The 14,047-nt window shown below is 31.1% G+C and carries 16 protein-coding genes; 6 read left to right on the top strand and 10 right to left on the bottom strand.

Annotated features, from left to right (window positions below; translation table 11 throughout):
* Positions 1-113 precede the first annotated feature (113 nt).
* Positions 114-1,088, top strand: coding sequence for a M20/M25/M40 family metallo-hydrolase (locus Q4512_RS15065; protein ID WP_303426103.1), 975 nt, complete (start codon positions 114-116; stop codon positions 1,086-1,088).
* Positions 1,081-1,764: an SDR family oxidoreductase gene (locus Q4512_RS15060; RefSeq protein WP_303426100.1), complete on the top strand. Its 684-nt coding sequence runs from the start codon at positions 1,081-1,083 to the stop codon at positions 1,762-1,764. Before Q4512_RS15065 ends, Q4512_RS15060 begins: the two co-directional genes overlap by 8 nt.
* Before the next feature lie 39 nt (positions 1,765-1,803).
* On the opposite strand, the gene Q4512_RS15055 is transcribed toward Q4512_RS15060, so the two are convergent.
* A complete protein-coding gene (locus tag Q4512_RS15055; protein ID WP_303426098.1) occupies positions 1,804-2,028 on the bottom strand; it encodes a hypothetical protein in 225 nt (74 codons plus the stop codon).
* A 178-nt stretch (positions 2,029-2,206) separates the two neighbouring features.
* Between Q4512_RS15055 and Q4512_RS15050 the strand changes: the two genes are divergently transcribed.
* Genes Q4512_RS15050 through Q4512_RS15040 form a run of 3 tightly spaced genes read left to right on the top strand, consistent with a single transcriptional unit; the run spans position 2,207 to position 5,419 of the window.
* On the top strand, positions 2,207-2,806 hold the full coding sequence (locus tag Q4512_RS15050; RefSeq protein ID WP_303426097.1) for a SprT-like domain-containing protein: 600 nt from the start codon (positions 2,207-2,209) through the stop codon (positions 2,804-2,806).
* Position 2,807: 1 nt separating this feature from the next.
* Positions 2,808-3,887: a mannose-1-phosphate guanylyltransferase gene (locus Q4512_RS15045; protein WP_303426095.1), complete on the top strand. Its 1,080-nt coding sequence runs from the start codon at positions 2,808-2,810 to the stop codon at positions 3,885-3,887.
* Positions 3,888-3,937: 50 nt separating this feature from the next.
* The gene (locus Q4512_RS15040) at positions 3,938-5,419 is read left to right on the top strand and encodes a DUF389 domain-containing protein (protein WP_303426093.1); all 1,482 of its coding nucleotides are present in this window, start codon (positions 3,938-3,940) and stop codon (positions 5,417-5,419) included.
* Between the two features lie 52 nt (positions 5,420-5,471).
* On the opposite strand, the gene Q4512_RS15035 is transcribed toward Q4512_RS15040, so the two are convergent.
* Together Q4512_RS15035 and Q4512_RS15030 are read right to left on the bottom strand one after the other, a co-directional pair.
* Positions 5,472-6,239 (bottom strand): ABC transporter ATP-binding protein, encoded by a 768-nt coding sequence (locus tag Q4512_RS15035; protein WP_303426091.1) that lies wholly within the window; start codon positions 6,237-6,239, stop codon positions 5,472-5,474.
* On the bottom strand, positions 6,239-6,976 hold the full coding sequence (locus Q4512_RS15030) for an ABC transporter permease (RefSeq protein ID WP_303426090.1): 738 nt from the start codon (positions 6,974-6,976) through the stop codon (positions 6,239-6,241). Before Q4512_RS15030 ends, Q4512_RS15035 begins: the two co-directional genes overlap by 1 nt.
* 122 nt (positions 6,977-7,098) lie before the next feature.
* On the opposite strand from Q4512_RS15030, the gene pafA reads away from it, so the two are divergent.
* Positions 7,099-8,766, top strand: a complete 1,668-nt coding sequence (gene pafA, locus Q4512_RS15025) for an alkaline phosphatase PafA (RefSeq protein WP_303426088.1) — start codon at positions 7,099-7,101, stop codon at positions 8,764-8,766.
* Between the two features lie 53 nt (positions 8,767-8,819).
* On the opposite strand, the gene Q4512_RS15020 is transcribed toward pafA, so the two are convergent.
* The 7 genes from Q4512_RS15020 to rsfS all read right to left on the bottom strand — a co-directional run bounded on the left by Q4512_RS15020 (position 8,820) and on the right by rsfS (position 14,002).
* Complete coding sequence (locus tag Q4512_RS15020) at positions 8,820-9,161, bottom strand: SdpI family protein (protein WP_303426086.1); 342 nt, start codon at positions 9,159-9,161, stop codon at positions 8,820-8,822.
* Complete coding sequence (locus tag Q4512_RS15015; RefSeq protein WP_303426085.1) at positions 9,158-9,424, bottom strand: acyl-CoA-binding protein; 267 nt, start codon at positions 9,422-9,424, stop codon at positions 9,158-9,160. Before Q4512_RS15015 ends, Q4512_RS15020 begins: the two co-directional genes overlap by 4 nt.
* On the bottom strand, positions 9,424-10,074 hold the full coding sequence (locus Q4512_RS15010) for a phosphatidylserine decarboxylase family protein (protein ID WP_303426084.1): 651 nt from the start codon (positions 10,072-10,074) through the stop codon (positions 9,424-9,426). The genes Q4512_RS15015 and Q4512_RS15010 overlap by 1 nt, the downstream gene beginning before the upstream one ends.
* Positions 10,064-10,885 (bottom strand): phosphatidate cytidylyltransferase, encoded by an 822-nt coding sequence (locus tag Q4512_RS15005; protein WP_303426083.1) that lies wholly within the window; start codon positions 10,883-10,885, stop codon positions 10,064-10,066. The genes Q4512_RS15010 and Q4512_RS15005 overlap by 11 nt, the downstream gene beginning before the upstream one ends.
* Before the next feature lie 71 nt (positions 10,886-10,956).
* Positions 10,957-11,565, bottom strand: coding sequence for an LUD domain-containing protein (locus tag Q4512_RS15000; RefSeq protein WP_303426082.1), 609 nt, complete (start codon positions 11,563-11,565; stop codon positions 10,957-10,959).
* A gap of 116 nt (positions 11,566-11,681) precedes the next feature.
* On the bottom strand, positions 11,682-13,601 hold the full coding sequence (ftsH, locus tag Q4512_RS14995) for an ATP-dependent zinc metalloprotease FtsH (protein WP_303426081.1): 1,920 nt from the start codon (positions 13,599-13,601) through the stop codon (positions 11,682-11,684).
* 29 nt (positions 13,602-13,630) lie between these two features.
* On the bottom strand, positions 13,631-14,002 hold the full coding sequence (gene rsfS, locus Q4512_RS14990) for a ribosome silencing factor (protein WP_303426080.1): 372 nt from the start codon (positions 14,000-14,002) through the stop codon (positions 13,631-13,633).
* Between the last annotated feature and the right edge of the window lie 45 nt (positions 14,003-14,047).

The raw sequence follows: 14,047 nt of genomic DNA, 5'->3' as shown, positions 1-14,047 counted from the left end.
TTGTATTTAAAATAAAGGCATTCCGAGCGCAGTCGAGGAGTTGCAATAAAACAAAAGCCTAATTCAATTATTTGAGTTAGGTTTTTTTTATCTTTAAACTCTAAAACAATCTCATGAAAAAAATATTAGCATTATTAATTTTGGTTTCGGTTTTAAGCTGTGTTACTACAAACAAAAGCACAGGGCCTTCTGTAAAGTCGATTCAAGAAAGTATGGAGTATTTGGCTTCAGATGCACTAGAAGGTAGAGCAACAGGTAGTATTGGTATAGAAAAAGCTGCTGTGTATATTGAAGATTTCTTAAAAAAGAATAACATTAAACCTTATTTTGAGACCTATCGAGATAATTTTGAGATAGAATCTAAAAGTAGTTCTGATAAATCAACAGATCCTAATATCATTAAAGGATTTAATATCGTTGGTGTTGTAGAAGGAAATGACCCAAAATTAAAAAGCGAATTTATCCTTTTAGGTGGTCATTATGATCATATAGGTTTCGCAAAAGAAGTGAACGGTGATTCTATTGCTAATGGAGCTAACGATGATGCTTCAGGAACAATCGCTGCCATGGAACTTGCAGCTTATTTTGCAAAAACAAAAACCAATAAGCGAAGTATTCTTGTGACGCTTTATGCTGCAGAAGAATTAGGTTTAAAAGGATCAACTCACTTAGCGAAAAGACTAAAAAAAGAGAAATTAAATGCCTATACAATGATTAATTTTGAAATGATTGGTGTACCAAGAGCCGCAGATCAATCCATGGCATACATGAGTGGTTTTGAAAGATCTAATTTTGCAGAAACCTTAAATAGATATGCAGGAGAGGAAGTAGTTGGTTTTTTTCCTAAAGCAAAAGAGTTTAATTTATTCATGAGATCCGATAATTTTCCATTTTTTAGTGAATTTAATATTCCTGCACATGCAATTTCAACATTCGATTTTACAAATTTTGAATATTACCACCACGTCGATGATGAAGCAGATAAAATGGATTACGAGCATATGACTAGTTTTATTAATAAAATGATTCCAGCTTTTGAAGGAATGATGAATGCACCAACTAAAGAAGTTATACTAAAAGATGAGTAAAAATATAATAATTACAGGAACAAGCAGAGGGATAGGTTTCGAACTGGTTCACCTTTTTGCAAATCAAGGACATAATGTATTAGCATTATCTAGAAATGCGCAACCAATTAATAATCTACATTTTGATAATATAAACTCAATGGCTTTCGATTTATGTAAAGCAGAAGACTATAAGAAAGTGGAAACTTTCATTAAAACCGAATGGAAACAAGTAGACATTTTAATTAATAATGCAGGCACCTTATTAAATAAACCTTTTGCCGAAACGACCATGGAAGATTTTGAATATGTTTATAAAACCAATGTCTTTGGTGTAGCAGAAATGTCTAGAATTACATTACCGTTTATGAAAAAAGATAGTCATGTTGTCACTATTAGTTCTATGGGTGGTGTGCAAGGCAGCATAAAATTTCCTGGACTAGCAGCCTATAGTTCTAGTAAAGGAGCAGTAATTACTTTAACCGAATTATTAGCAGAAGAACATAAAGAAACCGGACCACAATTTAATGTGTTAGCTTTAGGAGCAGTACAAACCGAAATGTTAAAAGAAGCCTTTCCGGATTACGATGCACCTACAACTGCAAAGCAAATGGCAACATATATTCATGATTTTGCACTAACTGGTAATAAATTGTTTAATGGTAAAATGTTACAGGTTTCCAATTCTACACCTTGATTTTTAAGGAACCATAGAAGGAGGTAGAAGGCATTTTGTTTATTCTATAATTTCGTAGTCTATACTCAATTTTCGTAGTGCTCGTAAAGCAGAACCAGAATTTTTATCTGTAACTTCAATATCTACTGCATCTCCTTCTAATAAGATACTTGTTAGTTCGTTAGCTAAAGATTCGCCAATATTTAATGAAATCTCAGTTATACATTTGGCTATTGCTCTTTTATCTGGCCTTATAGCATCACAAGACAATAAGTTTAATTTCATAATTAGGCTTTATTTTATGCAATATAACTAGAGTTCTCTTAGCTAAGAGGTTATATTTAAAATATTATTCATTACCACAAAGTCTAAAAGAATTCCATGCGCATGTATTATCGGTAAAGTGAAACGAAGTTTGCAGTTTTCTTTTACTAAGTCCAATAGATAAACTATTTTAGCCATCATGCAAAATACGCTAAACAACTATATTCCAGAGCAAGCTATTCCTCATGTTTTAAACTTATTAAAACATGATAATTTGGTGGTAAAAGTTAAAAAGGAGCGAAAAACGAGACATGGAGATTATAGAAAACTTCCAAATAATAAACACCAAATATCCATAAATGCGAATCTTAATAAATATCGGTTTTTAATAACGTTAATTCATGAAATTGCACACTTAGAAGCCTTTCAGAAATATGGAAACCTTATAAAACCGCATGGTAAAGAATGGAAACAAACATTTCAGCATTTAATGCTTCCTGTTTTAAATCCAGATGTATTTCCAATGCAATTATTACCATTATTGGCAAAACATTTTAAAAACCCAAAAGCTTCTAGCGACACAGACACGCAATTGGCCTTAGCTTTAAAGCAGTTCGACGAACCAAATAATAAAGACTATGTTTTTCAAGTACCTTTGGGTAAATCTTTTAAACTTTACAATGGTAGAGTATTTGTTAAAGGACAAAAACGAGTTAAACGTATTGAGTGTATAGAAGTTACTACAGGAAAAATGTATCTTTTCAATCCCAATGCAGAAGTAGAAATATTAAATGAGTAAGATGAACAAAAATAATTATGCCATATTAATGGCTGGAGGAGTAGGATCAAGGTTTTGGCCAATAAGTACAAAAGAGTTTCCAAAGCAGTTTCACGATATGTTGGGAACAGGAGAAACGCTTATTCAAAAAACATTTAATCGTTTAGCAAAAATAATTCCGCAAGAAAATATATTCATTCTAACGAATGAAAAATATAACGATTTGGTTTTCGAACAATTGCCTCAAGTAACCAAACGTCAAGTAGTATTAGAACCTGCTATGCGAAATACAGCTCCTTGTATTTTATATGCATCCTTAAAAATTCAGAAAGAAAATGAAGATGCAGTTATGATAGTTGCACCAAGTGATCATTGGATAGAAGACGAAAATACATTTACACAAAATGTGCAACAAGCTTTTAATTTTTGTGCAGACAACGATGCGCTAATGACACTTGGGATTAAACCAACATTTCCTAATACTGGTTTTGGTTATATTGAATTTGATAAAAAAACTAGTACAGCAATAAAAAATGTAAACCAGTTTAGAGAAAAGCCAAATTACGAAACAGCGAAAGAGTTTATCGCACAAGGGAATTTTTTATGGAATGCAGGGATTTTTATGTGGAGTGTAAAAAGTGTCGTACAAGCTTTTAAAAATAATCAACCAGAATTATTTGCTTTATTTTCGCAAGGAACTGCTGTTTATAATACAGAATTTGAAGATGATTTTATTTTAGAAAATTATCCAAAGGCAGAAAACATATCTGTAGATTATGCCATCATGGAAAAATCTAAAAATGTATATGTATTACCTGCAGAATTCGATTGGAATGATCTTGGAACCTGGGGGAGTTTATATGATAAATTAGATAAGGATCAAAACAATAATGCTGTTGTTAATGCTAAAACATTAACCCATGATGCTTCGGGTAATATGATACGTTCCAAAAAAGGTAAAGTAGTAGTAGTTGATGGATTAGAAGATTATATTATTGTAGATAAAGACGAAGTATTACTTATCTTTCCAAAGGCAAAAGAGCAGGATATTAAAAAAGTACTTCAAAATGTGAAAAATACTTTTGGCGAACAATATGAATAAAATGATTTTTTGTTATTTTAACAAGATCTAAGGATTATGCATGATTAACTATGAGTGAAGAAAATAAATTTAATTTTTCTGAGGAAGAAAATACTGCTAAAGATGAAGCTGTAAAGCAATCTAAAAAAGCAGTACAAGAGGGAGCAAAAGGATTATTGCAAAGTATAAAACATTTTTTTAGCGAACTCTTAGATTTTAGAGAAGATACCGATAGAGACGCAACTATAGAGGCTATAAAAGGAGATATTCCTTTTAAAGGTGCAACTGCATGGATTTTAATTTGCTCTATTTTTGTAGCATCTGTAGGTTTAAATGCAAATTCTACAGCGGTTGTAATTGGAGCCATGTTAATTTCGCCATTAATGGGACCAATTCTTGGAATTGGACTTTCGGTGGCTATTAATGATATTGATACCTTAAAAAAATCGTTAATCAATTTTGGTGTCATGATTTTGCTAAGTGTACTTACCGCTTTTTTATTCTTTAAATTTTTTCCTTTACAAGAACAATCCTCCGAATTATTAGCCAGAACAAAGCCTGATATTCGCGATGTTTTGATTGCATTTTTTGGTGGTTTAGCATTAATTATTGCACGAACAAAAAGAGGTACTATTGCTTCGGTAATTTTTGGAGTAGCAATTGCTACAGCATTAATGCCACCATTATGTACGGTTGGTTATGGATTAGCTTATGCTTTAAATGATGATCTTTCGGTAGGTTTAAAGTTTGCATCAGGAGCAATGTATTTGTTTATTATAAATACTATTTTTATTGCTCTAGCAACATTTTTAGTGCTTAAAGTACTTCGTTTTCCTATGCTTAAATATGCTAATTCGGCAAAACGTAAACGTATTTCAAGACTAGCGTCTTTTGTTGCTATTTTAGTCATGATTCCAGCTGTACTTACTTTCTTAAATGTATTACGTGAAAGTAATTTTAACAACGATGCAAAACGATTTATTTCTCATGAATTAGAAGCATTACCTAATGCAAGTTATATAAAAAAGAATGCTGCTATTGTTTATAATCCTACCGATATATCTACCATAGAATTAACTACTTTTGGTGCAGATGAAATTCCAGAAGCGACCGTTGCCGTTTTGCAACAGCGTTTTAATAATTATACTGCATTAAAAGATGCCAAATTACAGGTGAATCAAGTCAAGAATAGAATTGTAAATAATCTGGAATATATGGAGGAATTGCGAACACGTGATTCTCTAGATTTGATGTCGCAACAACAAAAAATCGCCTATTTAGAAGACAAAGTGAGAAGGCTTTCTAAGTTTGAAAAAGATTTCATTCCTTTTGAAGAATTAAGCCTTGAAGTGAAAATTAATTATGAAAATGTAGAGCAATTCTCCTATGCAAATGTGATACATTCTAACTTTTCGAAGCTAGATACGGTTGCTGTTTTTACAGTAAAATGGAACGATTCACTTACTACTCCAGAACGTAGAGTAAAAGACAAAAAGAAATTAGAAAGCTGGTTGAAATTAAAGTTGAAACTGGATACGCTAGTTGTACAATAACAAGGCAATAATGTATGCTCCCATATGGAGCATGCGCTTTTGTTAAAGTTGTTTACTGATGCTCTTTCAAGTACATTTTGCGTACTTTTTTAAACAGTTCAGAAGAGTAAACAAAGTCTGTTACAACTTTATTATCTGTAATAAAAATGTTTTCTTTAGAGCCTTCCCAAGCTTTTAAGCCATCTTTTAAAAACACAATTTTTTCTCCAATTTCCATTACAGAATTCATGTCGTGTGTATTAATAATGGTTGTTATATTATATTCGTCTGTAATTTCTTGAATTAAATTATCGATTACAATTGCTGTTTTAGGATCTAATCCAGAATTTGGTTCATCGCAAAATAAATATTTTGGTTTATTTACTATCGCTCTTGCAATAGCAACACGTTTTTGCATACCACCAGAAGCTTCACTAGGCATTTTGTTATGTGCATCTGGAAGATTAACACGTTTTAAAACAAAATCTACACGATCCTGCATCTCGCTTTTACTTTGTTTGGTAAACATACGTAAAGGAAACATGACATTTTCAGCAATAGTCATAGAATCAAATAAAGCAGAGCCTTGAAATACCATACCCATTTCACTCCGTAAATTTCGTTTTTGATCACTAGTTAATTCGGAGTATATATTACCATCATAGGTTATAGTTCCTTCATCTTTTTCAAAAAGCCCTAATAAACATTTTAAAAAAACGGTTTTACCAGAACCACTTTGACCAATAACTAAACTGGTTTTTCCATTTTCAAAAGTAGTGCTAATTCCTTTTAAAATATGAGCGTCGCCAAAAGACTTATGTATATTTTTTACCTCTATCATTAGCTTAGCAACATTTGAGTTAATATATAATTTAAAAGAATGATTACCACACTTGTCCAAACAAAAGATGTAGTACTTGCTTTACCAACTTCTAATGCTCCACCTTTCATGAAAAATCCATGAAAAGAAGGTATGGTTGCTAGTAAGAATGCAAATGCAAAAGTTTTAATGAACGCATATGCTATATGAAATGGAATAAAATCGGTTTGAATACCAATAATATAATCATCTATAGAACTATAACCTCCAAAAAAACACGCAGCCATTCCACCAACAATACCTAAAAACATGGCAATAGATATTACAAAAGGGTAGAGCATAAGTGCTATAAATTTAGGGAAAACTAAATAGTTAATTGCGTTTATCCCCATAACTTCTAAAGCATCGATTTGCTCGGTAACCCGCATAGTACCTATGCTTGATGTGATAAATGATCCTACCTTTCCAGCCATGATAATTGAAATAAAAGTAGGAGCAAACTCTAATATAATAGATTGTCTGGTGGCAAAACCAACCAAATATTTTGGTATTAAAGGGTTGTCAATATTTAATGCCGTTTGTATAGTAACTACACCACCAACAAAAAAGGAAATAAAGGCAACAATACCTAGGGAGCCCATGATGAGGTCATCAATATCTTTAAAGATTAATGTTTTCATTACAGACCATTTTGTAGGTTTGCGAAACATGTCTTTAATCATTATAAAGTAAGCTCCTATATTATGAAGGTATGTCATAAACAAATTTGTTAATGCTAAAGTATAAAACTAAGACGTATTTAACGATAAATTAATTGAAAAAGGAAAATTTAAAAGCTATAAATCTGTATTTTTGAAAAAATAAATTTAATCATACTATTATGAAACCTTTATTATACATTTTTGCCTTCTCTTTATTTTTTGGATGTAAAGCGCAAACGAACTACACTACACAAACTAATCTAGAAGCTAAAATAGAGTTAAACGCAAGACCAAAATTAGTTGTTGGTATTGTTGTCGATCAAATGCGATACGATTATTTAACCCGTTTTTATAACAAGTTTGGAGAAGGTGGCTTTAAAAAATTAATGAACGATGGATTTAATTGTAAAAATAATCATTACAATTATATACCAACATATACAGGTCCAGGGCATACTTCTATATATACTGGAACAACTCCAAAAAACCACGGTATTATTGCTAATAATTGGTATGATAAAGAGATTAAAAAATCGGTCTATTGTGCAGGAGATGATACAGAGAACTCTGTTGGTACAACGGCAACTTCTGGTCAAATGTCACCACGTAGAATGAAAACAACAACCTTTGCAGATGAAAATAGATTGTTTACGCAAATGCGTGGAAAAACGATAGGTATTTCTGTAAAAGATAGAGGCGCAATTTTACCTGCAGGCCATACTGCAAATGCAGCATATTGGTTTCATGGAAAAGAGGAAGGTAACTGGATTACAAGTACATATTATAGAAATGATTTGCCGAATTGGGTTATTGATTTCAATGCTTCAGATGCTGCAGCATCTTACTTAAAACCATGGAGTACATTACATGATATTAATACATATACTGAAAGTGGCACAGATTTAAATACTTTTGAAGGTGGTTTTAAGGGTAAAGAATCTGCAACATTTCCTTATGACTTAAAAGCATTAAGTAAAGAAAATAACGGATTTGATATTTTAAAGGCTACTGCTTATGGAAATGCTTTAACTGCCGATTTTGCTATTGCTGCAATAGATGGAGAGCAGTTAGGGCAAGATAATATTACAGATGTTTTGGCAGTGAGTTTTTCTAGTACAGATTATGTTGGACATAATTTTGGAGTGAACTCTAAAGAAATACAAGATACATACTTACGATTAGATAAAGATATCGAGCGTATTATTAATGCTCTAGATGCTAAAGTTGGAAAAGGCGAATATACTTTATTTCTAACATCAGATCATGGTGCAGTAGATGTACCGTCGTATTTACAAAGTGTAAACATACCTTCTGGTTATTTTGATTCTAAAGATTTTAAAAGCAAGTTAAGTAGCTTTATATCTAAAAGATTTGGAGCTAGTGATTTATTAGAAAACGGAAGTAATAATCAAATATTTTTAAATAGAGAGCGTATCGCTTTATTGGGCTTAAATTTAGAAGATGTGCAAGAAGCAATAGTAAATGAGCTTATCACATATAAAAATATAGATAAAGTATATTCTGCGACTACTATGCAAACTACAGATTTTACTAGCGGAATTGAAGAACTATTACAAAATGGATTTAACCAAAAACGTTCTGGAGATATTTTAGCAGTTTTAGATCCTGCGGTTATATCTTATAGCAAAACAGGTTCTACTCACGGTTCTGGTTTAAATTACGATACACATGTGCCACTTTTATTCTATGGTAAAGGAATAACAAAAGGAAGTACTTATCAAAAGACGGTAATTACAGATATTGCTCCTACAATTTCTGCTCTTTTAGGAACTAGTTTCCCTAATGGTGCTACAGGAATTCCTTTAGAGTTTGTGCTTAAAGAATAATGGTTTTCCATTTTTGATTTAGTGGAAATAATCTACATAAAAAAGGCTTAAAATTATATGTTTTTAAGTCTTTTTTCTGTTTTTATAAGTAGGAATATAACAGAACCAATAATTAAAATAACATTGGTTATTTTTTCTGAAGCTCCATAACGAATAGAAAAGAAACTATTTATAAGAGAAATTATTAGAAGTACAAGACCAATTATAGTTAATAATCTAGCAGCGTATTTTTGTGCGAAATCCCATTTTTTCTGATTTTGCATCGAACGATTCGTTCGGTAACCATACAGGCTATTTATTTTCTTTGGTGGAAATATTTGCATGAAAACTCCTGTTATTATAAATATAATACCAACTAAAGCAAGTATTTCTAACAAGAAGTTAAAGGGTATCATTTTCTATATAAAAAGTAATTATTTACTAAATCAATGTAGGTTTGTTTTGCTTGATCTTCTGTAATACTTTGAATTTGAAATAAAGCATTCGTTTTAAATGCGTTTATAATTTCTTTCTTACTACTAGGTCTACTATAGTCGTTTGTAGCCTTTTTATAATAAGCATATAAACGTAACAAGAAATCTGCAGGAAATGGACCTTCATGCATATTTATTCTTGCAACTGCATCTTTAAATGCTATATCTAATTCTTCAGAAGTCATTATTTTTCTGCTATAATACTTTCGCCACCACGTACTTTTTGGTTAATCGAAACATTAATCTTGGTATCTAAAGGTAAATATAAATCTACTCTCGAACCAAATTTAATAAAACCAGAATCGCTACCTTGCGTTGCAGTATCTCCTTCTTTAGCATAGTTAACAATACGTTTAGCTAGAGCACCTGCAATCTGCCTGTATAGTACTTTACCGTAAGTATCGTTTTCTACTACTACAGTAGTACGTTCGTTTTCTTCACTAGCTTTTGGGTGCCAAGCAACTAAGTATTTTCCTGGATGGTATTTGCTAAATAAGACTTTTCCGTTTATTGGGTAACGTGTTACATGTACATTTAAAGGAGACATAAAAACACTTACTTGTAATCTCTTTTCTTTAAAGTATTCTTTTTCAAAAACTTCTTCAATAACAACTACTTTTCCGTCTACAGGAGAAAGTACGTGATTGTTATTGTTTACCGTATTTCGTTTTGGATTTCTAAAAAACTGAAGAATTAAAATTAGAAATACACCAACGACAGTAAATAATAATATTTGAAGCCAATTTAAGGCAACAAAATTATCAATAAGTAAATAACAGCCTACAACTATAATAAATGTAATTGCTATAATTTTATAACCTTCTTTATGAAACATAATGTGAAATTCTTAAAAATAAATAAATAAATGGAGCTGCAAATATAATACTATCAAACCTGTCTAGCAATCCTCCATGTCCAGGCATAATAACGCCACTATCTTTTACATTGGCTTGGCGTTTAAATTTAGATTCTATTAAATCTCCTAAAGTGCCAAATACACTAACTATAATGCCTATTACTAACCAATATGTAAATCGCAATGTGTTGGTGTATTCGGCTATAAAATAACTAGCTATACAAGCAAATAATAGACCACCAAGAAAACCTTCTACAGTCTTTTTTGGTGAAATGCTAGGAAAAAGTTTTTGCTTTCCGAAGCGAGATCCAACCAAGTAAGCAAAGGTGTCATTAACCCAAACTAAGATAAAACAACCTAGTAAAATATTCGGATTGTACTCTGGATAATAATTTGCAATAAGGATTAAAAATACAAATGCGCTTGAAATATAAAAAGTAGTAAGAATAAATCTTTTAGAACTAAAAAGGGGAATTGTTTTTTCAGAAAACAAATCTTTAATTAAAAATAAAAGAACAAAAATGGTGATTACTTGTAGTATTTGTGTGGCTTCGTCTAAACCTATAGAAGAATTCATTACTAACTGCCAATAACCAAAAATGAAATAAAGAATAGTAAAAAGAATATAAGATATAGGGCTTTTTAATTGGATTAGTTTTTTAAACTCTGCTAAACAAATAAGACCAAAAATAAAAAATAGAATAATTAATGCATGTTTGTTATACAACGAAAAAACAAGTAGTAATACATAAATTAATCCTGAAAATGCGCGAATAGCAATATCTTTCATCTATTGGTTTTGGGTTTTTTTAAAGAACAGATGTATTGTTTTTAGTACATACATTTTTTAAAGGTTTCATCTTAAAGATCTTCTAAAAGCAGCAAATATAAGTTTTTTGAACTACTTCCATAGGTTAAGAAGTCTTTTTCATCACTAGATTTAAAGTGTTTAATGGTCGTGATGTTTGTAGGTATTTTTTGTTTGTTTTTCTTTTTTATCCCTTTTAAACCTTCTCCAATGTTTTCTACAATTTGACTTGTAGTAGCGAATACCACAAAGTTATCTGGCAATTCGTTTAATTTTTTTTCTGCTATTTGGTTAGAAGAAATAAGTAAAGACCCGTCATCAGCAATAAGATTTTCGCAGGTAGTAAGCATATATTCTGTTTCAGGGATTTTTTTGGAAACATTTAAATTAACATTAGAAAATTTGTCTTGTAAATTTGTGTCTAGTATAAATACTTTAGCTTCTTGCCAATTATTTTCAATAATAATTTGCTGCATACAGTCAAAAATTTCATTTAAATTTTCACAATACAAGAACTTGCCACCATTAGATTTAAAGTTTATTGTAAACTTTTCATCTATTGGGAGTTTAATTTCTGGCATGTATTTGCCACGTTTGTCCGATTGTAATTCTTCTTCTGATGTATCAGATTTAGAACCAAATATTTTTCTAAAAAGACTCATTTAAATTATAGCTGGTTTTGCTTTAGCTATAGCGTTTTTCAAAGATAAAAAATCTTAAATTAACCAATGGGTTAATTTAAGATTTTAAATTAATGTTAACAATTTTTTTGAAGAAATTACTTTTCTAAAAGTGCTTCATCTTCTGTTTTAAAAGGTCTTTTTCCTAATAGCTCTTCTAAATCGTCTTTAAAAATCACTTCTCTTTCTATAAGTCTATTTGCAAGTTTGTCTAGAACATCTCTTTTCGACTCTAATAAATCTAATGCACGTTGAAATTGTGTTTCAATAATGTTTTTAATCTCATTATCAATCAATTCAGCAGTTTTCTCACTGTATGGTTTTACAAAACCATTTTCTCCAGCTGGATCATAAAAAGTTATGTTACCAACTTTTTCGTTTAGTCCATAAATCATAACCATTGCTTTTGCTTTTTTAGTTACGTTTTCTAAATCGCTTAAAGCTCCAGTAGATATTTGATTAAATACAATTTTTTCGGCAGCACGTCCTCCCATTGTTACGCATATTTCATCTAAAAACTTTTCTGTTCTTGTAATATATGCTTCTTGTGGTAAGTACCAAGCTGCACCAAGAGATCTTCCTCTAGGTACAATAGTTACTTTTACTAAAGGATCTGCATGTTCTAAAAACCAACTTACAGCAGCGTGACCAGCTTCGTGATATGCAATCGTTTTCTTTTCTTCGACAGAAAACAGGTTGCTTCTTTTTTCAAGTCCACCAACTATTCTATCTACAGCATCTAAGAAATCTTGTTTCTCTACTGCTTTTTTATTTGTTCTCGCAGCAATTAATGCAGCTTCGTTACAAAGGTTTGCAATATCTGCTCCAGAAAATCCTGGTGTTTGTTTTGCTAAAAAGTCTATATCTAAACCTTCTACTTTTTTAAGAGGTCTTAAGTGTACATCAAAAATTGCACGACGCTCTGTTAAGTTTGGTAAGTCTACAAAAATTTGTCTATCGAAACGACCTGCACGCATTAAAGCTTTATCTAAAATATCGGCTCTATTGGTTGCTGCCAAGACGATTACGTTTGTGTTTGTACCAAAACCATCCATTTCAGTTAATAATTGGTTTAAGGTGTTTTCACGTTCGTCATTAGATCCTGACATCGCGTTTTTACCTCTAGCACGACCAATAGCATCAATTTCATCAATAAAAATAATTGCAGGCGATTTTTCTTTGGCTTGTTTAAATAAATCTCTAACACGAGATGCACCAACTCCTACAAACATTTCTACAAAATCAGATCCAGATAAAGAAAAGAAAGGTACTTTAGCTTCTCCAGCTACTGCTTTAGCTAATAAGGTTTTTCCTGTTCCTGGAGGTCCTACTAATAATGCTCCTTTTGGTATTTTACCACCTAAGTTTGTGTATTTTTCTGGGTTTTTTAAGAAATCTACAATTTCTTGAACTTCTTCTTTAGCCCCTTCTAAACCAGCAACATCTTTAAAAGAAGTTTTTACTTCTGTGTTTTGATCAAAAAGTTTTGCTTTAGATTTTCCGATATTAAATATTTGGCCTCCAGCGCCACCACCAGAACCACCAGACATACGACGCATAATAAATACCCAAACTCCTATTAAAAGTATAAAAGGTATTAATCCAATCAATAAATCACCCCAAGCATTTGAAACCGTTTTATTACTTAAAATATCGTATTTACCAATTGCTTTAAGGTCGTTTTCAAAGTTCTGTAAATCACCAATTTCAAAACTATAGTTTGGTAACTTTGTAGAACTAGGTATAAAACTAGAAGGTTTAGATTTCTTGTGTATTTCTTTATTTTGCGCCTCTGTTGTTAAATAAACGTTTGCTTCGTGTCTGTTTATTATTTCCACTTTTGCTACATCATTATCTTTTGCATATTCAAAAAATTGTGATGGAGTTATTGTTTTTGCGTCTTGTAAACTACTTCCGTTTAAAAATTGCATTAGTATAAAAACGGCAATAATGCCACCATATATCCAATAATAATTAAACTTGGGTTTTTTGCTATTTGTGTTTTTTTCGTTTGCCATATTTTTTCCCACGAAAGTGGTAATCCTGTTTAATAGTTAGATTCTATAACTGTAGTTTTTGCGTCTCCCCAAAGACTCTCAATGTCATAATACTCTCTAATGTGTTTTTGAAATACATGAACAACTACGTTTACATAATCCATTAAAACCCATTCGGCATTATCTAAACCTTCTACATGCCAAGGTTTATCTTTTAAATCTTTGCTAACTTTTTTCTGTACAGAATTAACAATAGCACTTACTTGTGTGTTAGAAGTACCTTCACAAACTATAAAGTAGTCACAAACTGTATTTTCTATTTCTCGTAAATCTAGAATGTTTATATTTTGTCCTTTTACATCTTCAATTCCAGCTAATATACCTGCGATTAGTTGGTCTGGATTTGTTTGTTCTTTTGTCATTAATATGAATTAAATTTGTGCAAAGTTATTATTTTTTTAGTTCTT

It is taken from the genome of Oceanihabitans sp. 2_MG-2023 (assembly GCF_030547245.1).
Taxonomy (GTDB): domain Bacteria; phylum Bacteroidota; class Bacteroidia; order Flavobacteriales; family Flavobacteriaceae; genus Oceanihabitans.
The sequence above is the reverse complement of the archived record's forward strand: the minus strand, read 5'-3'. Positions and strand labels throughout refer to the sequence as shown.